This window comes from Acrocarpospora macrocephala, from assembly GCF_009687865.1.
Taxonomy (GTDB): Bacteria; Actinomycetota; Actinomycetes; order Streptosporangiales; family Streptosporangiaceae; genus Acrocarpospora; species Acrocarpospora macrocephala.
In genome coordinates, this window is record NZ_BLAE01000118.1 from 1 (window position 1) to 18,611 (window position 18,611).

The following is an 18,611-nucleotide window of genomic DNA, read 5'->3' on the forward strand; positions in this document are numbered from 1 at the left end:
GGCGGGGGCGCTTGTGGTGGTTGCGTGTAGTGGGGGGGCTGATTCGCTGGCGTTGGCCGCGTGTTTGGGGTTTGTGGCGCCTCGGTTGGGGCTGAGGGCGGGGTTGCTTACCGTTGATCATGGGTTGCAGGTCGGGTCGGGGGATCGGGCTCGGGAACTGGTGCAGCTTGCGCCGATGCTCGGGCTGGATCCGGCGGAGGTTCTGAGTGTGACCGTGGGACGGGACGGTGGGCCTGAGGCTGCCGCCCGGGATGCGCGGTACAAGGCGTTGGATGCGGCCGCTGAGAGATTGGGCGCGGCAGTCGTCTTGCTCGGGCATACGCTCAACGATCAAGCGGAGACCGTGCTCATGCGGCTCGCCCGGGGCAGTGGAAGCCGTTCCCTTGCGGGGATGCCGGAGCGGTTCGGGCGGTATCGGCGGCCGTTGCTGGGCGTTAGCCGTACCCGGACTGAGCAGGCTTGTGAGGCTTTGGGGCTGGCGCCCTGGAAGGACCCCCACAACGCCGACCAGGCGTACACGAGGGCACGGGTGCGGGGGGAGGCGCTGCCGGTGCTGGAGAGGACGCTGGGGCCGGGGATCGCGGAGGCGCTGGCGAGGACGGCGCGGTTGTGCCGGGATGACGCGGACGCGCTGGACGACTGGGCGGACGCGGCTTACGCGGAGGCGCGCGGGCTGGGTGCGGGGCTGGACGTGGTCGTACTCGAAAGGTTGCCCGGGGCCGTGCGGCGGCGGGTGATCCAGCGGGCGGCGGTGGACGCGGGGGCAACGGCGAGCGCGCTGGCGGCCGTGCACATCGAGGAGGTGGAGCGGCTGGTCACGCACTGGCGGGGCCAGCGGGCGGTGGACCTGCCCGGGGGGGTCGGGGCAGTGCGGCGATATGGCACCCTGATATTCGCCAGCAACCTCTCGTAAGGAACCGCAGGTGGATGCAGCCGACATGGGCAGAGATCTGTCCAACGTCCTCATTTCCGAAGACGAGCTCCAGACCAAAATCAAGGAACTTGCCGGCCAGATCGACGCGGACTACGCCGGGAAGGACCTGCTGATCGTCGGGGTCCTCAAAGGCGCGGTCATGATCATGGCAGACCTGGCCAGGGCGCTGCACATACCCGTCCAGATGGACTGGATGGCCGTGTCGTCCTACGGCGCGGGCACCAAATCATCCGGCGTCGTCAGAGTCCTCAAGGATCTTGACACCGACATCGCCAACCGCCACGTCCTGGTGGTCGAAGACATCATCGACTCGGGACTCACCCTGTCCTGGCTGCTCAACAACCTGCAGTCCCGCAACCCGGCCTCCGCCGAGATCTGCGCGCTGCTCCGCAAACCAGAAGCGGTCAAGGTCCCCATCGATGTGAAATACGTAGGTTTCGACATCCCCAGCGAGTTCGTCATCGGCTACGGCCTGGACTACGCGGAGCGCTACCGGAACCTCCCGTTCATAGGCACGCTCGCCCCCCATGTCTACGGCGGCGAGTAAGCCCTGAGCGAAGTACCCCACCAAACGCGCGTTATTTGCTCCCAGGTCGGGGAACACGAGGATCCCTGACGTACGTTGGAAGGCAATACCGGGCCTGGCCGGGCGGTGACCCTGTGCGGTCAGGTCGGTGTACCTTCTGATAGCGCAGGGACAGCTCTGGGTAGTCAGTTGACGCGGCTGAAGGTGCCGCGACCCCCTTCTCACAAGGGGGGCCAGGCCTTATTAGTCAGGGAAGGGACGGACCCGCCAGGGTTCCGCATCGGATGGATCTCAAGCGATTTACACGTGGGCCACTGCTGTGGATCCTGGGCATTGTCGTGCTCCTCCTGCTGGTCACCACGATGTTCAGTGGTGAAGGCAATTACACGACAGCGGACACGTCCCAGGCGATGGAGCAGATCCAGGCCGGTAACGTCCAGAACGCGAAAGTCATCGACAAGGAGCAGCGCGTCGAGCTGACCCTCGTCAACGACATCAAGGCGGGTAAGGACGCCAAACTGACCAAGCGCATCCAAGCCCCCTGGGTGACCGGTCAGGGCGTGGAGCTGGTCAACCAGCTTGCCGCGCAGAAGAAGGCGGGCAGCGTCAAGGGCGGGTTCACCGTCGACGTGCCGAGGGAGAACTTCCTCGTCAGCCTGCTGGTGAGCTTCCTCCCGATCGTGATCATCGTCCTCATCTTCCTGTTCATCATGAACCAGATGCAGGGCGGCGGCTCCCGGGTGATGAACTTCGGGAAGTCCAAGGCCAAGTTGATCACCAAAGACACCCCCAAGACCACGTTCGCCGACGTGGCGGGCGCTGACGAGGCCATCGAGGAACTCCAGGAGATCAAGGATTTCTTGCAGGCCCCGGCCAAGTTCCAGGCCATCGGCGCGAAGATCCCCAAGGGCGTGCTGCTGTACGGTCCGCCCGGCACCGGTAAGACGCTGCTCGCCAGGGCGGTCGCCGGTGAGGCCGGGGTGCCGTTCTACTCGATCTCGGGTTCCGACTTCGTGGAGATGTTCGTCGGTGTCGGCGCCTCCCGGGTCCGCGACCTGTTCGAGCAGGCCAAGGCGAACGCTCCGGCGATCATCTTCATCGACGAGATCGACGCGGTGGGCCGCCACCGTGGCGCCGGTCTCGGCGGCGGGCACGACGAGCGCGAGCAGACGCTGAACCAGCTGCTGGTCGAGATGGACGGCTTCGACGTCAAGGGCGGCGTGATCCTGATCGCCGCGACCAACCGCCCCGACATCCTGGACCCGGCGCTGCTGCGTCCCGGCCGTTTCGACCGCCAGGTCACGGTGGACCGCCCGGACCTGGAGGGCCGTAAGGGCATCCTCAAGGTGCACGGCCGCGGCAAGCCGTTCGCGGAGGGCGTCGATCTGGACATTATCGCTCGGCGCACCCCCGGGTTCACCGGCGCCGACCTGGCCAACGTGATCAACGAGGCGGCGCTGCTGACCGCGCGCAACGACCAGAAGCTGATCACGATGGAGATCCTCGAGGAGTCCATCGACCGGGTGATGGCCGGGCCCGAACGCAAGTCCCGGGTCATGTCCGACCAGGAGAAGAAGATCATCGCGTACCACGAGGGCGGCCACGCCCTGGTGGCGCACGCGCTGCCCAACTCCGACCCGGTTCACAAGATCACGATCCTGTCCCGCGGCCGCGCCCTCGGTTACACGATGACGCTGCCCATGGAGGACAAGTTCCTGGCCACCCGCTCGGAGATGAACGACCAGCTGGCCATGCTGCTCGGCGGCAGGACCGCGGAGGAGCTCGTCTTCCACGAGCCCACCACCGGCGCCTCCAACGACATCGAGAAGGCGACCGCGATCGCCCGGCGTATGGTCACCGAATACGGCATGAGCGAGAAGCTCGGCGCGCGCAAGTTCGGCTCCGGCAACGCCGAGGTCTTCCTCGGCCGCGAGATGGGCCACGAGCGCGACTACTCCGAGCAGATCGCCTCCACGATCGACGACGAGGTCCGCCGCCTGATCGAGGCGGGCCACGACACGGCCTGGGAGATCCTGGTCGAGTATCGGGACGTGCTGGACAACCTGGTCCTGGAGCTGATGGAGAAGGAGACCCTCTCCCGCGACCAGGTCCTGGAGATCTTCGCCCCGATAGTGACCAAGGAGAAGCGCCCGTCGTATGCGGGATACGGCAAGCGCCTGCCCTCCGACCGCCCGCCGGTCACCACGCCGAAGGAACTGGCCAACGGCAGCAACGGCTCCCCGGCCGCGCTGCCCGCCGCGAACATGTCATCCCAGCCCTCGACCCCGAAGCCTTCTACTCCGAAGAAGGACGAGGCCTAGAACGTGCGGGTCGACCACGCCCGGATCGAGCGGGCCGTTCGTGAACTCCTTCTCGCCATCGGGGAGGATCCCAACCGCGACGGCCTGCTCGACACCCCGGCGCGGGTCGCCCGGGCGTATGCCGAGCAGTTCGCGGGCCTCGGCCAGACCCCGGAGGACGTGCTCACCACGGTCTTCGACGCCGGCCACGACGAGATGGTGCTGGTCCGCGACATCGAGGTCTACAGCACCTGCGAACATCACCTGGTCCCGTTCCACGGGGTCGCCCACGTGGGCTACATCCCGAACGAGAAGGGCCAGGTGACCGGCCTGAGCAAGCTGGCCAGGCTGGTGGATGTGTACGCTCGCCGCCCCCAGGTCCAGGAGCGCATGACCTCCCAGATCGCGGACGCGCTGATGGAGGTGCTCCAGCCGCGCGGCACGATCGTGGTGGTGGAGGCCGAGCACATGTGCATGACCATGCGCGGGGTCCGCAAACCAGGCGCGAAAACGATCACCTCGGCGGTCCGCGGCATCTTCCGCGATGACGACAAGACCCGCGCCGAGGCGATGTCCTTGATCAACGCCCGCTGATCGGGATCGTTATCCGGAGGTCGTACCCGCGCGACTGACGGCGGCGGGGTAGCGCCTAGGCTTGGGCAGGTGAGGAGCGAGAAATGACCACGGGGACCGTGCCGGGGCTGCCCGATCCAGGGCGCTGTCTCGTCATGGGTGTGGTCAATGTCACGCCGGACTCCTTCTCCGACGGCGGCCGCTGGTTCGACGTGGACGCGGCGATCGCGCACGGGCTCGACCTGGTGGCCGATGGCGCCGACATCGTCGACGTGGGCGGCGAATCCACCCGCCCGGGAGCGGCCAGGGTCTCGCTGGACGAGGAGCTGCGCCGGGTCGAACCGGTGATCAGGATCCTCAGCCAGGAGGGTGTCACGGTCAGCGTGGACACCATGCGCGCCGAGGTGGCCGAGATGGCCGTCCAGGCGGGGGCCCGGCTGGTCAACGACGTGAGCGGCGGCCTGGCCGACCCGGTGATGCCGCGGGTGGTGGCCGCGGCGGGCGTGCCGTATGTGGTGATGCACTGGCGCGGGCACAGCCGGGACATGGAGAGCCGGGCCATCTACGCCGACGTGGTCACCGAGGTGTGCGAGGAGCTGCGCAAGCGGGTGGACTCGGTGCTGGCCGAAGGGGTGCGCGTCGAGCAGATCATCCTGGACCCCGGCCTGGGCTTCTCCAAACATCCCGAGCACAACTGGGAGCTCCTGGCCGGGATGGCGCGCCTGCGCGAGCTGGGACACCCGTTGATCATCGGGGCGTCCCGGAAGCGGTTCCTCGGACGGCTGCTCGCCGACGCGGGCGGTGAACCCAGACCCTTCGACCAGAGCGACGACGCGACCCTGGCGGTCACGGCGCTCGCCGCCCGGGACGGCGCCTGGTGCGTCCGGGTGCACGACGTCAGGCCCAACGCGGACGCGGTGCGGGTCGCCGCGGTGTGGAGGGCGGCCACAGATCCGCGACCGGCGAGGGACGCAGATGAAGGACGTTGAGGATGTCAATCAGGCGTTCTACGCCGCGATTGAGAGCGCCGATCTGGATCGCATGTCCGAGATCTGGGTGGAGGACGCCGGGAACCGGGTGGCGATGTGCGTGCATCCGGGGTGGCCGCTGCTGAGCGGCCGGTCCGAGGTGCTCCGGTCGTGGGCGCTGATCATGGCGAACACGCCGTACATCCAGTTCGTGCTGACCGACGTGAACACCACCGTGTTGGGGGACGTGGCCGTGCTCACCTGCGCGGAGAACATCCTGACCGCGGCCGACTCCGACGACACGGGCTTCGCGGCCGGGCGGGTGGTCGCGACCAACACCTACGTCAGGACGCCGACGGGCTGGCGGCTGTGGCACCACCATGGCTCACCGGTGCTGCAGACCGACGACGAGGAGGACGAGAACGATGGATAGCGTGGCCCTGCGGGGGGTCCGGGCGCGCGGGCGGCACGGCTGCCTGCCGGCGGAGCGGGAGCTCGGCCAGGAGTTCGTCGTGGACGCCACCCTCTTCCTGGACACCGCCCCGGCGGCGGCGAGCGACGACCTGGCCAAGACGGTCGACTACGGCGCGCTGGCGGGGGAGCTGGCGGCGATCGTGTCCGGCGAGCCGGTGAATCTGATCGAGACGCTGGCCGACCGGCTGGCGATGGCCTGCCTCCGCCACGAGCTGGTGGAGGAAGCCGAAATCCGGGTGCACAAGCCGGCCGCGCCGATCCCGGTGCCGTTCGCCGACGTGGTGGTGACCGTGCGGAGGTCCCGGCCGTGAAGGTCGTGCTCGCCCTCGGCAGCAATCTGGGCCGCCGGATGGAGAACCTGCAAGGCGCCGTGGACGCGCTGTTCGACGCTCCTGGCCTGGCCTTCGTGGCGGTCTCGCCGGTCTACGAGACAGAACCGGTGGGCGGCCCGGCCCAGGGGGCGTTCCTGAACGCGGTGGTGATCGCGGAGGGCATGCCGGAGCCGCGCTCGATCCTGGAGCGCGCGCTGAGCATCGAGGACGCCTTCGGCCGGGAGCGGTCCGAACGCTGGGGCCCGCGCACCCTGGACGTGGATCTGATCATGGTGGGCGACCTGACCTGCGAAGGGCCGGAGCTGATCCTGCCGCATCCGCGCGCCCACGAGCGCGCGTTCGTGCTGGTCCCGTGGGCGCAGGCGGATCGGGCCGCGACTCTGCCCGGGCGCGGCCCGGTGGCGGCCCTGCTCGCCGACCTCGACCAGAGCGGGGTACGGCTCCGCGCCGACCTCGCCCTACAGCCCCCCGCCTAGGAGCAATCCCCGTGAAGCCCAGCAATCCTGGCGTCCTGGTAGGCCTGACGGTCGTGTTCGCCATCCTCACCTGGGGCATGTTGAAGCAGGTCTACCACACGCTGCCCGCGCTGCCGTGGACGGCCATCCCGACCGTGCTCATCCTGGCGATCGGCGAGGGCTACACCGGCGTGCTGACCCGGGCCAGGATCGCCAGGAAGGAGGGCACCAAGCCGGTGGAGCCGCTGGCGGTGGCCCGCCTGGCCGCCCTGGCGAAGGCGACCGCCCACGCGGGCGCGGTGTTCGCGGGGATCTTCGGGGGTTTCGTCATCCACACGCTGGAACTGATCGACGTGCCGGATCCCCGGCAGGACGCGTTCATCGCGGGCGGTTCCTTCGTGTGCTGCGTGCTGCTGATCTGCGCGGCGCTGTTCCTGGAGTTCTCCTGCCGGGTGCCGGACAAATCCAAACGGGATGACGAGTAGTCAGGCCAGGTGGTGGCTGCCGGTGAAGTCGGTAGGGAGGGGTAGGAGCGGGACGGCGTGGCCCGCCGCTTGCTCGGGGCTGGTGTGCAGATGGCCGGGCCGGCCGCCGGGGGGCAGCGGGCCCTCGAAGAAGAAGCCGAGCAGGGGGGAGTGGACGGCGAGGATGTCGTGCTCGTCGCCGGTGGGAGTGCACAGCAGGTCGCCGGGGCCCACATGGTAGGTGTGGCCGCCGCTCCAGACCGTCGCCTGACCGTTGATGATCAGCCAGTACTCCGCGCAGTCGTGGTGGTGGCGGTCGAAGTGGCCGCCCGCGGCGGGCATCCGGAAGATGCCCGCCGCGGTGAGGTCGGACCATGCGGGCCGGTGATCCCGCCAGCGGCTGCCCGCTCTGACGACCGTCATCAGGCCTGGATCCACCGGGGGACGCCGCCCGGCGCGTGCAGGTGCAGGTCGGGGGCGCCGTCCAGGGCCTTCTCCTCCCCGCCGGGGGTGTAGGTGACGATCAGCCGCAGCGTGCGCCAGGTGCTGTTGTAGGTGGAGTGGTAGGCGCCCGCGGGGATGTGGACCGTGTCGCCCTCCCTGATCGGGAAGGGCTCGCCGTCGTCCACCATCTGCATGGCCTCCCCGGAGATCACATAGATGATCTCCTCGCTGCCGGGATGGTTGTGGCGGGCGTGGCCCTGGCCCGGGTTGACGATGACCTCGCCGAGCGTGCTGCCCGCGCCGGGGATGAGCGAAGGCGTGACGAACCACTTGATCGACCCCCAGTCGAAGGCCATAGTCGCCACTTTGTCCGGACTTACCAGCATTTAGAGCTCCAGATTCTTGAAGGATCGGACCTGTTCGGTGATCGCCACCTCGGTGGGCAGCCGCTCGATCGACGACGCGCCGAAGAAACCGGCCACGCCCTCGGTGCGGGACAGCACGTAGGCCGCGTCCGACGGCTCCGCGATCGGCCCGCCGTGGCACAGCACCAGCACCTCGGGCCGGACGGCGACGGCCGCGTCCCGCATCGCCTGGACCCTGGTCACGGCCTCATCCAGGGTCAGCGCGGTCCCCGCGCCGATGCTCCCCTTGGTGGTCAGGCCCACGTGCGGCACCAGCACGTCGGCCCCCGCCGTGGCCATCGCCGCCGCCTGGCCGGGGTCGAACACGTACGGCGCGGTCACCAGGTCGCGCTCGCGCGCCAGCCGTACCATCTCGATTTCCAGGTCGTAGCCCATGCCGGTCTCCTCCAGGTTCTGGCGGAAGACTCCGTCGTAGAGGCCGACGGTGGGGAAGTTCTGCACGCCCGCGAACCCCATGCTCCGCAGCTGGTCCAGGAAGCGCGGCATCACCCGGAACGGATCGGTCCCGCACACCCCGGCCAGCACCGGCGTGTCCCGCACCACGGGCAGCACCTCGGCGGCCATCTCGACCACGATCTGGTTGGCATCCCCGTACGGCAGGAGCCCGGCCAGCGACCCGCGCCCGGCCATCCGGTAGCGCCCGGAGTTGTAGATGATGATCAGATCGACCCCGCCGGCCTCGGCGCACTTGGCGCTCAGCCCGGTCCCGGCCCCCGCGCCCACCACGGCCCTGCCCGCGGCGACGGTACGGCGAAGCCGGCCCAGAACCTCCTCGCGATTCACGCCTTCCCTCCGATCAGCTCGTGCAGCCGTTCGGCCATGGCCCGGCCGAACTCCGGATCGTTGATGTGCAGGTCCAGGCGCTCGGTGCCGGGGAAGGCGGCCATGGCCTCGAACGCGGCCTCGTCGGCCTTCGGGTCGTGGAAGGCCATCCCCTCCGCGTCCAGCGCCGAGACGCCCTTCAGCGGGACGAACAGGGCGGCGGGGCCCTGGGCCGCCGCGAGCTTGGCGGCGAGGCGGCGGCCGAGCTCGGCCATCTCCTCGGCGGTGGTGCGCATCAACGTCACCGTGGGGTTGTGGACGTAGAGGTTCCTGGCGCCGAAGCGTTCGGGGACCGTGTCGCGGGGGCCGAAGTTGACCATGTCGAGGGCGCCGGGCGCGACCACCTGCGGCACGCCGCGCCGCCCCGCCGCCGTCAGCCGCTCCGGACCCGCCGACAGGACGCCGCCGACCAGGTCGTCGGCCAGCTCGGTGGTGGTCAGGTCGAGCACCCCGGCCAGCATGCCGCTCTCGGCCAGGCCCTCCAGCGCCCGGCCGCCGGCGCCGGTGGCGTGGAAGACCAGCACCTCGTACCCGAGCTCGTCGAGCCGTTGCCTGGCCGCGTCGACGGCCGGGGTGGTGACGCCGAACATCGACGCCGCGACGAGCGGCCGGTCGGCGCCGTCCGTCTCTCCTCCGGGATCGGCGGCGGCCATGGCCGCGGCGGCTGCCGCCGCGTTGCCGAGGATGAGGCGGGAGACGCGGTTGATGCCCGCGATGTCCACCACGCTGTGCATCAGCGTGACGTCCTTCGCCCCGACATAGGGTGAGACGTCCCCCGAGGCCATCGTGGACACAATGAGCTTGGGCAGCCCGACCGGCAGATCTCGGACGGCTCGCGCCGCGATCGAGGAGCCGCCGCTGCCGCCCACCGCCAGCACCGCGCCCACCCGGCCCGCCGCGTGCAGCCCGGCCAGCACGGCCGCGGCCCCCTCGCCCATCGCGGTGACGGCGGCCCCCCGGTCGCCCGCCGCCCGCAGAGACTCCACCCGCGCCCCCGCGGCCTCGGCCACCTGGTCGTTGGTGATGTCGGCGGGCACGGTCGCTGGGCCCACGCCCGCGTCCACGAGCAGCACCTCCGCGCCCAGCGCCCGGAGCCGGTCGCGCAGCCAGGCGTACTCCTGGCCCTTGGTGTCCAGCGTCCCGATCAGCACGACGGCCGGCATCTCACGCCACCCCTCTGCGCTCGAAGACCTGCTTGGCCACGTTCAGGGCGTTGATGGCCCGGGGGAATCCGGCGTACTGGACGCAGTGGATGATGACCTCGACGATCTCGGCGGCGGTCAGGCCGACGTTGAGGCCCGCGTTGATGTGCCCGGTCAGCTGCGGCTCGCAGCCGCCGATGTTGACCAGCGAGGCGATCGAGGCGATCTGCCGCTGCTTCAGGTCGAGCCCGGGGCGGGCGTAGATCTCCCCGAAGTTGAACTCCACGCCGTAGCGTCCGAGATCGGAGCCAAGGCCGGAGAGTGACTGGAGCAGGCGGTCGGCCGCGCCGTCGCCGTAGACCTCGTCGTACATCGCCCGGCCCCGGTCGAGGCGGGATTCGGTGCTGTCGTCCATCAGATCGCGTGACCTCCGTCCTGGGGCAGGATGACGCCGGTCAGGTAGGCCGCCGAGGGCAGGCAGAAGAACACGATGGTCTCGGCCAGGTCCTCGGGGCGGCCCAGCGTCCTGGTGGGGATCTGGGCGAGCAGGGACTCGCGCTGCTCGGGGGTGTCCCGGTCGCGGCCGGGGGTCTGCTGGGCGCCGGGCGCGATGGCGTTGACCGTGATGCCGCTGGTGGCGTACTCGATGGCCAGGGCCTTGGTCAGCCCGACCACGCCTGCCTTCGCGGCGGCGTAGCCGCTCGCGTGCCGGACCAGGCGTCCGCCGCGCAGGGCCGCGATGGAGGCGATGTTCACGATCCGGCCGCCGCCGCGGGCCAGCATCGACGGCACGACGGCGGCGGTGACGTTGAAGACGCTGGTCAGGTTGACGTCGACCATCCGCTGCCAGTCCTGCGCGGTCATCTCGTGGAAGGGCCGGACCATGCCCCCGCCCGCGTTGTTGACCAGGATGTCCAGGCCACCCCAGGCCTGGACGATCTCCCCGACCGCGTCCTGGGTGGCGGCGAAGTCGGTGATGTCGGTCTTGAGCTCCAGCGCCTGACGCCCGGCCGCCCGGACGGCCTCGCCGAACATGCCGAGCCCGTCGGCGGCCACGTCCAGGCCGGCGACGTCGCACCCCTCCGCGGCCAGAGCCTGGGCGAACACCTTGCCCATGGCGCCGCCCGCGCCGGTCACGAGCGCTTTCCTGCCTGCCAGTCGCATCTGCGAACCTTTCACTTGAGTGCTCCGGCGGTCATCCCCTGGATGAAATGCCGCTGAAGGAGGAGATAGAGGGCGATGATGGGGATGCTGGCCAGCGTGACGCCCGCGGCGATCATCGACCGGTCCACGCTGTACTCCCCGACGAAGAACATGATTCCGGTGGAGATCGGGCGCAGTCCCTCGTCCTGGCCGTACAGCAGGGGGATGAGGAACATGTTCCAGGTGAACATGAACTGGAGCACGACCAGCGTGATGATTCCCGGCCTGGCCAGCGGGAGGATGATGCGGGTGAAGACCCGCCACTCTGAGGCGCCGTCGATCCGGGCCGCGTTGGAGATCTCCTCGGGCAGCCCGCGGAAGAACGCCCGCATCAGGAACACCCCGAAGGCCAGCCCGAGCGCGACGCTCGGCACGATGACGCCCCAGTAGGTGCCCAGGATGCCCAGGTCCCGGACCAGGTAGTACTGCGGAATCATGATCGACTGGAACGGGATCATGATGCCCACCAGGAAGGCGCCGAAGATCAGCCGCTCGCCGGGGAGCCGTCGCGTGCCCAGGGCGTACCCGGCGAGGCACGAGAAGGCGGTCACCAGCGGCACCACGAACGCGGCGTACAGCACCGAGTTGCCGATGTAGGAGCCGAACCGGCCGGTCGTCCACGCCTCCGCCAGGTTCTCCCAGTGCAGCGTGGCCGGGACGCCGAAGGGATCCTGATTGATCTCGGCCGTGCTCTTCAGCGCGGAGAACCAGATCCACAGGAACGGCATCACGAACAGCAGCGCGAACAGCAGGAGGATCAGGTATCTGGCGGTCTTCACGGTGATCGTCATGCGCGCTCCCTGACCCGGACCACCGCGATGGACACCAGCAGCGAGATCGCCGTGAGCACCAGCGACAGGGTCGCGCCGTAGCCGACCTCGTTCTCCATGAACGCCTTCTGATAGGTGTAGGTGGCGATCAGCTGGGTGGCGTCGTCCGGGCCGCCCTTGGTCATGATCCAGACGTGGTCGAAGGCCTGGAAGCCGTGGACCAGCAGCAGGACGACGACCAGCGTGATGGCGTTGGACAGCTGCGGGATCACCACGTGCCGGAAGCGCTGCCACCCGTTGGCGCCGTCCACCCGGGCCGCGTCGATCAGGTCGGTGTCCACGTTGTGCAGCGCGGCGGTGAAGATGACGAACGCGAGGCCGACGGTGGCCCAGACCGAGGCCAGCAGCACCGCGTACAGGGCGAAGGAGGGGTCGCCCAGCCAGCCCCTGGTCCAGGACTCCAGGCCGACCGCCTCCAGCGCGCGGTTGAGGATGCCGAAGGCCGGGTTGTAGATCCAGCTCCAGACGATGCCGACGATGATGGCGGGGAGCACCTGCGGCATGAAGTAGATCGTCCGCAGCGCGGTGAAGCCGCGGGGGCGGCTCCAGACGAGCATGGCGAGCAGCAGCGCCACTCCCATGGTCAGGGCGGTGCCGACGACCACCCAGATGAGGTTGTGGCCGAGCGAGCGCCAGAACAGGTCGTCGCCGAGCAGCCGCCGGAAGTTGGCCAGGCCGACGAAGCGCCTGTCGGGGCTGGCCCCGTCCCAGTCGGTCAGGCTGAGGTAGAGCGACTGGGCCAGCGGCCACAGGACGAACCCCGCGTAGAGCAGGCCCGCGGGCACCAGGAACAGGTAGCCCAGGGTCCGGCCCTGCGGCGGGCCGCCAGGCAGGACCTGCCTCGCCACCGAGCGTGGCCTCGTCAGCGTGAGCGTCATGAGGTCAGCCCCGCCTCCCATGCCTTCTGCAGCTCCTCGGCCTGCTTGGCCGGCGTCTTGTCCCCGGCGACCACGGCCTGGAAGCCGCTGGTCATCGCCTTGAGGAAGCCGGGGGAGGCCAGACCGTGGTTGACCGCGTAGCCGATGTTGGCCCTGGCGTCACCGCCGCCGTTCTGGGCCACCCCCATCGCGAGCTCCTGCAGCGGGGTCAAGGTGAATCCGCCGGATTCGAAGGGCACCGGCGGGAAGATCTTGCCCTCCTGGACCCAGAGCTTGACGGCCTCCGGCTGGTAGAGCGAGTCCAGGAACTCGGCGGCCAGGTCGGCGTTGGCGCTCTTGGCCGAGATGTAGTACGCCGAGCCGATGCCGCCGGGGTAGACGCGCGGGCCGCCGTTGACCGAGGGCATGGCCATGATGCCGATCTCCTGGCCCGGCATGTCCTTCTCGATCGTGCCGACCGCCCAGGTGCCGTTGAGATTCATCAGCGCCTTGCCCGCCAGGAAGAGCGACTGGGCGTCGGGTCCGCCGAGGGAGTTGAGGTCCTTGATGAAGCCGCCGGCCTTGACCAGATCGACGAAGAACAGCTGGATGGCCTCCACCAGCTGCGGGGTGTTCCAGCTGCCCTTGTTGTCGAAGATCAGGTCGCCCATCGGCTGGGCCCCCGCCAGGTTGCCGGCCATCATCGAGAACGCCCACCAGCTCGGGTAGACGTCCGACTGGCCGTAGGCGATCGGCGTGTATCCCTTCTTGGTCGCGGCGGCGACGAAGGTGAGCAGCTCGTCGAAGGTCTCGGGCACGGTCAGCCCGGCCTTCTCGATGAGCGTCTTGTTGTAGAACAGGACGGTGTTCTCCGACTCGTTGGGCAGGCCGTACAGCTTGCCGTCGAGGGAGGCCTCGCGGATCGCGAAGGGGGTCAGCCGGTCCAGCCAGCCGTATTTGGCGGCGACGTCGTCCAGCGGGCGGAGCAGCCCCGCGTCGGCCAGCACGCCGGCATTGCCCGCGCCGACCTGGTAGTAGATGACGTCCGGGCCGGTGCCGGAGGCCAGCGCCGTCTTGCCCACCGTGGTCAGCTGGTCCCCGGTCTGCGCGCTGCGGGCGATGGCCGCGCCTTGGAACCTGTCGTAGATCTTCTTCACGGCCTCGTTCTGCGGCGAGGTCGTGAACTGGTCCCACACCTTCAGCCCGGGGCGGGCCGCGCCCGTGCCGGTCCCGGTGCCACTCGGTTCGGTGCGGCCCCAGCCGCAGGCGCTGAGCGTCAGCGCGGCGGCGGCCAGGCCGCCGCCGCGGAACAGGTCGCGGCGCGAGGGGGTGTTCATGGCGTGGTCCTCTCGTATTAATGAGAAAGTCGTGATCTGGACAGCCGCAGCGGTGAATGGCCTGGTCGGCGGCTATGCGGCTGGCTATGGGACAGGTGTTTCTGGTTAAGACGGGTTTCTGGTCAATAAGGTGCAGGTGCTGCGGCCCAGGGGGTCGCTATGCGGTGCTGTCCCGAGGTCACCGAGCACACGGTCACCCGGTCGCGCCGTTCCAGGACGGTGATGTGGGCGGTGGATCGGACGGCCTCGGGGTCGCTGGTGGGGACGTGGACGAGGGCGTCGGCGCCCGGCGGGATGTGCAGGTCGAGCGTGAACACGCCCGCCGCCACCGACCAGGCGGACTCGACCCGGCCGCGGGGGGTCTCCTGCGCGGCCCGGGCCCAGGTCAGCCGCCCGCCCGGGTGGGGGCGGAGCGTCAGGCCGGCGTAGGCCACGGAATCCGGTTCCTGGCCGATCCCCGCCACTCCGCCGTACAGCCAGTCTCCGACCGCGCCCAGGCTGTAGTGGTTGAAGGAGTTCATGGTGGCCGACTGGAAGCCGCGCTCCGGGGTCCAGCCGTCCCAGCGTTCCCAGATGGTCGTGGCGCCGTGCCGGACCGAGAACAGCCAGCCGGGGAAGCTCTCCTGGTGCAGGAGCCGGTAGGCGAGGTCGGCGCGGCCGATGCCGGTGAGCACCGGGCAGAGCAGGCCCACCCCGATGAAGCCGGTGGTCAGATGGTCGTCGTGCTTGGCCAGGTCCCGGACCAGGTGGGCGGCGACGGCTTCGCGCAGCTCGGCGGGGACTAGGGCGAACTCCAGCGCGAGCAGGTAGCAGGTCTGGGTGTCGCCGTGGACGCGGGCGTCCGGTCCGACGAACGCGGCCGTGAAGGCCGCCCGGATCGCGGCGGCCAGCGTTTCGTAGTGTTCGGCCGGCCCGGCCAGCCCGAGCACCCGGGCCGTCCGGGCCACGAGGGTGGCCGACTGGGCGAAGTAGGCCGTGGCCAGCACCTCGCGTGGGGTGTCCACGCCGACCTGGAGCCAGTCGCCGTAGTTGCGTCCGGTACGGCGTCGCCAGATCAGATCGGGGTTGTGCCGCTCGATCTGGTCCACCCAGCGGGTCATCGCCGGGAAGCAGTCCGCAAGCACGCGGCGGTCGCCGTACAGGCGGTAGAGGGTCCACGGGACGATCACCCCGGCGTCTCCCCAGCCGGGCGCGCCCTCCCTGGTCAGGCAGACCTTGGGGGCCACGTCGGGGAAGGCCCCCTCGGCGTCCTGGCCGGACAGCACGTCCCGCATCCAGTCGGCCATGAACGCGGACATCTCGGCGCCGCGGGCGGCGGTGGGCAGGAAGACCTGAGCGTCGGCGAGCCAGCCGAGCCGCTCGTCCCGCTGCGGGCAGTCGGTGGGCACCGAGACGAAGTTGCCGCGCTGACCCCAGCGGATGTTCTCGTGCAGCCGGTTGACCAGCTCGTCGCTGCAGGTGAACTCGCCGGTCCAGGGCAGATCGCTCTGCAGGACCCGGCCGGTGACCTCCATCCGCCCCTCGAAACCGGTGACCTCGACGTAGCGGAAGCCGTGCAGGGTGAAGGCCGGCTCGTACACCTCGACGGGGTCGCCCGCGCAGACGTAGACGTCGGTGGCCTCGGCGCGGCGCAGGTTCGCGGTGTGCGGGGAGCCGTCCGCCGCCAGCATCTCGGCGTGCCTGAGCTGGATCCGCCGGCCGCGCTCCGCGCCGTGGACGGTGAGCCGGGCTCGGCCGACCATGTTCTGGCCCAGGTCGAAGATCGTGCCGCCGCCGGGGGCGGGAAAGCTCCGCAGGGCCGGCAGGTCGGCGACCACCCGGACGGGGGTGCTGCGGGACCAGACCAGCTCGGCGGTGTCCCGGCCGAGGACGGCGACGGGCGCCCACGCGCTGTCGTCGAAGCCGGGGGCGTCCCAGCCCTCGCGCCGCCGGCGGGCGTCGTGGTACTCGCCCATCAGCAGGTCGGAGTGGTTCAGCGGCCCCGGTGCCTCCCGCCAGTCGCCGTCGGTGGCGACGACCTGGCGGGATCCGTCGGCGAACTCCAGCTCCAGCTGGGCGATGAGGGCCGGTGCGTCGCCGTAGAGCTTGCCCGCCCGGCGCGGGTCGAAGCCGACGAAGCCGCTCCACCAGCCGTCCGCGAGCAGCGCGCCCAGGACGTTGCCCCCGGCGCGCAGCAGCGCGGTCACATCATGGGTCTGGTACCTGATCCGCTGCCGGTAGTCGGTCCAGCCGGGTTCGAGCTCGGCGTCGCCGACCCGCGAGCCGTTCAGCGAGAAGCGGTACAGGCCCCGCGCGCTGGCGTGCAGCCTGGCCCGCACGGGGAGCTCAGGCAGGTCGAAGGCGCGGCGCAGCTGCGCGGGAGGGGTCAGCTTGCGGGTGTTGAGGGTGAGGTCGTCGTCGGCGGGGGGTTCGAAGACGGGCTGCGCGGCCTCGTCCCTGGCGATCCAGGCCGCGCTCCAGCCGCCCATCAGCCCGGTCTCGAACCACGACTCGGCGCTGCCCGCCGGCGACCCCCAGGCGTCGTGGACCTCAACCGTCCAGGTGTAGCGGGTGGCGGGCGCCAGGGGCGGCCCGTCGTAGCCGACCTGGCTGTCGTCGGCGCCTTCGTGTTCCCACACGAGCCGCCCTCCGGCGCGCACCGTGAGGCGGTAGGCGCTCTGGCGGTCGCCGTGGGCGCCGGAGCGCAGTCGCCACGCCAGGCGCGGGGCCGGCTCGTCCATTCCGCGGGGCCGGTCGAGGAACTCGCAGGTGAGGTCGTACGGAGACAGGAGTGCCACGATGTCGATCACTTCCCTTCGTTGGCCCGGTCCCCCGATACGAATCGTTTTAAGAGCGGCCGCCCAACAAGATGGGGTGACGTTACAACCATGTTGCGCGATTGGTCAACCGGTTGACCAATGTCTGATTTATGGCCTACCGTCCACTGTCATGGACTACGCGCTGCTCGGCTCGACCGGTGTTCGGGTCTCGCGGCTCTGCGTCGGCACGGCCACCTTCGGAGTGGCGCCGGACCCGGCCGAAGCCGCCAGGATCGTGCGCGGCGCGCTGGACCACGGGATCAACTTCTTCGACACCGCCGACTCCTACGGCAACCTGCCGCACTTCGACCGGCCGGGCGTGCCGCCGTGGGACCTGCGGGAATCGGCCGAGGAGATCCTCGGCAAGGCGCTGGCCGGGCAGCGCGACCAGGTCGTGCTGGCCACCAAGGCGCGCGAGCCGGTCGGGCCAGGCGTCAACGACCGGGGGCTGTCCAGGCGGCATCTGGTGCGCCAGCTGGAGCGGAGCCTGCGGCGGCTGAACACCGACCACGTGGACCTCTTCTACGCTCACCACCCCGATCCCGACACGCCGCTCGACCAGACGCTCAGAGCCATGGACGACCTGGTCAGGCAGGGCAAGGTGCGTTACGCGGCGCTGTCGACCTATCCGGCGTGGGAGACGGTCAGGGCCATGTGGATCTGCTCGGAGCTGCGCCTGAACCCGCCGGTGTGCGCCCAGGTGCGCTACAACCTGTTCGACCGTACGCCCGAGGTGGAGCACGTGCCCGCCTTCCTCCGGCTGGGCCTGTCCCTGGTCGCCTTCAGCCCGCTCAACGGCGGGCTGCTGGCTGCCGCCGCCGACCGCCACTACAGCGGCGAGCGGCGCTGGGGCGGCGGCGGCTTCGCCCCCGAGCACCTGGCCACGGCCGACCGGCTGGCGGCGCTGGCCGCGAGCTGGGGCCTGCCGCCCGCCCAGGTCGCGATCGCCTGGCTGCTGTCGCGCCCCGCCGTCGCCAGCGCGATCGTCGGCCCGGAGAGCGTCGCGGAGCTTTCGGCGAGCGTGGCCGCCGCGGGGCTGCGGCTGGATCAGGCCCAGCTCGACGCGCTGACCGCGCTGCCCTCCTTTCCCCGTTCCGCCGAGAGCCTGCTCAGCATGCGGGAGGGGTGAGGTGGAGCTTACCTATGACCGGGAAGGGCCCTACCTCGACCGGGTACGGCTCGGCGATCTCGACCTGCTGCGCCGGGTCGGCGTGGAGGTCAGGGATCACCGGTGGATGACGGTGCCCGGGCGGGTCCTGCACGTGTCCGGGTCCCGGCTGGAGGTGTGGCACAGCTCGGGCGAGGTCGACTTCGCCTGGCACGGCACGGTGACCGCGACCGAGGACTCGCTGCGGTTCTCGATCGAGGGCCGGGCCGGGCGGGACTTCGAGCGGGCCAGGATCGGGCTCTGCCTCCTGCATCCCGGCCACCTGGCCGGGACCGCCGTGGAGGTCAACGGCGCTCCCGCGGGGGAGTTCCCCCGGCGGATCAGCCCACGCCGGATCTTCACGGGCATCCGGACGATGCGCTACCTGGACTCCGGGGTGGAGGTGCGGATCTCGCTGTCGGGCGAGACGTTCGAGACCGAGGACCATCGCAACTGGACCGACCCCGGCTACAAGACCTACGGCACCCCGCTCGACCGTCCCTGGCCCGTCCTCCTGCGCCGCGGCGACCGCGTCCACCAGACCCTCCACCTGACCGTGACCGGCCACCCCCTCCCCACC

Annotated in this window: 21 protein-coding genes; 11 read left to right on the top strand and 10 right to left on the bottom strand. The window is 70.2% G+C overall.

What is annotated here, in order from left to right; translation table 11 throughout:
• The 9 genes from tilS to Amac_RS51990 all read left to right on the top strand — a co-directional run.
• On the top strand, window positions 1–913 hold a 913-nt coding region (gene tilS, locus Amac_RS51950; protein WP_155361826.1), incomplete at its 5' end, for a tRNA lysidine(34) synthetase TilS.
• Window positions 914–923: 10 nt separating this feature from the next.
• A complete protein-coding gene (hpt, locus tag Amac_RS51955) occupies window positions 924–1,481 on the top strand; it encodes a hypoxanthine phosphoribosyltransferase (protein ID WP_155361827.1) in 558 nt (185 codons plus the stop codon).
• A 263-nt stretch (window positions 1,482–1,744) separates the two neighbouring features.
• Window positions 1,745–3,781, top strand: a complete 2,037-nt coding sequence (gene ftsH, locus Amac_RS51960) for an ATP-dependent zinc metalloprotease FtsH (protein ID WP_155361828.1) — start codon at window positions 1,745–1,747, stop codon at window positions 3,779–3,781.
• Between the two features lie 3 nt (window positions 3,782–3,784).
• Window positions 3,785–4,354 (top strand): GTP cyclohydrolase I FolE, encoded by a 570-nt coding sequence (folE, locus tag Amac_RS51965; protein WP_155361829.1) that lies wholly within the window; start codon window positions 3,785–3,787, stop codon window positions 4,352–4,354.
• Between the two features lie 83 nt (window positions 4,355–4,437).
• The gene (gene folP, locus Amac_RS51970) at window positions 4,438–5,322 is read left to right on the top strand and encodes a dihydropteroate synthase (protein ID WP_155361830.1); all 885 of its coding nucleotides are present in this window, start codon (window positions 4,438–4,440) and stop codon (window positions 5,320–5,322) included.
• Window positions 5,309–5,734 (top strand): nuclear transport factor 2 family protein, encoded by a 426-nt coding sequence (locus Amac_RS51975; RefSeq protein ID WP_155351945.1) that lies wholly within the window; start codon window positions 5,309–5,311, stop codon window positions 5,732–5,734. Before folP ends, Amac_RS51975 begins: the two co-directional genes overlap by 14 nt.
• Entirely contained in the window at window positions 5,727–6,086 is a 360-nt protein-coding gene (folB, locus tag Amac_RS51980; protein ID WP_155351944.1) for a dihydroneopterin aldolase, read from the top strand. Before Amac_RS51975 ends, folB begins: the two co-directional genes overlap by 8 nt.
• Complete coding sequence (gene folK / locus Amac_RS51985) at window positions 6,083–6,583, top strand: 2-amino-4-hydroxy-6-hydroxymethyldihydropteridine diphosphokinase (protein ID WP_155361831.1); 501 nt, start codon at window positions 6,083–6,085, stop codon at window positions 6,581–6,583. The genes folB and folK overlap by 4 nt, the downstream gene beginning before the upstream one ends.
• 11 nt (window positions 6,584–6,594) lie before the next feature.
• Window positions 6,595–7,047, top strand: coding sequence for a DUF3180 domain-containing protein (locus Amac_RS51990; RefSeq protein ID WP_155361832.1), 453 nt, complete (start codon window positions 6,595–6,597; stop codon window positions 7,045–7,047).
• On the opposite strand, the gene Amac_RS51995 is transcribed toward Amac_RS51990, so the two are convergent.
• From Amac_RS51995 to Amac_RS52040, 10 genes are all read right to left on the bottom strand, one after another.
• Window positions 7,048–7,449 (bottom strand): cupin domain-containing protein, encoded by a 402-nt coding sequence (locus Amac_RS51995; protein WP_155361833.1) that lies wholly within the window; start codon window positions 7,447–7,449, stop codon window positions 7,048–7,050. It abuts the gene before it with no gap.
• A complete protein-coding gene (locus Amac_RS52000) occupies window positions 7,449–7,856 on the bottom strand; it encodes a cupin domain-containing protein (protein ID WP_155361834.1) in 408 nt (135 codons plus the stop codon). The genes Amac_RS51995 and Amac_RS52000 overlap by 1 nt, the downstream gene beginning before the upstream one ends.
• A complete protein-coding gene (locus tag Amac_RS52005; RefSeq protein ID WP_155361835.1) occupies window positions 7,857–8,678 on the bottom strand; it encodes a phosphoenolpyruvate hydrolase family protein in 822 nt (273 codons plus the stop codon).
• A complete protein-coding gene (locus Amac_RS52010; RefSeq protein WP_155361836.1) occupies window positions 8,675–9,880 on the bottom strand; it encodes a Tm-1-like ATP-binding domain-containing protein in 1,206 nt (401 codons plus the stop codon). Before Amac_RS52010 ends, Amac_RS52005 begins: the two co-directional genes overlap by 4 nt.
• A gap of 1 nt (window position 9,881) precedes the next feature.
• Window positions 9,882–10,274, bottom strand: a complete 393-nt coding sequence (locus tag Amac_RS52015; RefSeq protein WP_155361837.1) for a carboxymuconolactone decarboxylase family protein — start codon at window positions 10,272–10,274, stop codon at window positions 9,882–9,884.
• On the bottom strand, window positions 10,274–11,023 hold the full coding sequence (locus Amac_RS52020; RefSeq protein WP_155361838.1) for an SDR family NAD(P)-dependent oxidoreductase: 750 nt from the start codon (window positions 11,021–11,023) through the stop codon (window positions 10,274–10,276). Before Amac_RS52020 ends, Amac_RS52015 begins: the two co-directional genes overlap by 1 nt.
• A gap of 11 nt (window positions 11,024–11,034) precedes the next feature.
• Window positions 11,035–11,853, bottom strand: a complete 819-nt coding sequence (locus Amac_RS52025; protein WP_155361839.1) for a carbohydrate ABC transporter permease — start codon at window positions 11,851–11,853, stop codon at window positions 11,035–11,037.
• Window positions 11,850–12,770, bottom strand: coding sequence for a carbohydrate ABC transporter permease (locus tag Amac_RS52030; RefSeq protein ID WP_170323085.1), 921 nt, complete (start codon window positions 12,768–12,770; stop codon window positions 11,850–11,852). Before Amac_RS52030 ends, Amac_RS52025 begins: the two co-directional genes overlap by 4 nt.
• Window positions 12,767–14,086, bottom strand: coding sequence for an extracellular solute-binding protein (locus Amac_RS52035; RefSeq protein ID WP_155361841.1), 1,320 nt, complete (start codon window positions 14,084–14,086; stop codon window positions 12,767–12,769). Before Amac_RS52035 ends, Amac_RS52030 begins: the two co-directional genes overlap by 4 nt.
• 122 nt (window positions 14,087–14,208) lie before the next feature.
• Complete coding sequence (locus Amac_RS52040) at window positions 14,209–16,875, bottom strand: alpha-L-rhamnosidase (protein WP_218041784.1); 2,667 nt, start codon at window positions 16,873–16,875, stop codon at window positions 14,209–14,211.
• Window positions 16,876–17,014: 139 nt separating this feature from the next.
• Here Amac_RS52040 and Amac_RS52045 point away from each other — a divergent pair, with 139 nt between their 5' ends.
• On the top strand, window positions 17,015–18,013 hold the full coding sequence (locus Amac_RS52045; RefSeq protein ID WP_155361842.1) for an aldo/keto reductase: 999 nt from the start codon (window positions 17,015–17,017) through the stop codon (window positions 18,011–18,013).
• A 1-nt stretch (window position 18,014) separates the two neighbouring features.
• The coding region (locus Amac_RS52050; protein WP_218041785.1) for a D-apionate lactonase family protein at window positions 18,015–18,611 on the top strand (597 nt) is incomplete at its 3' end.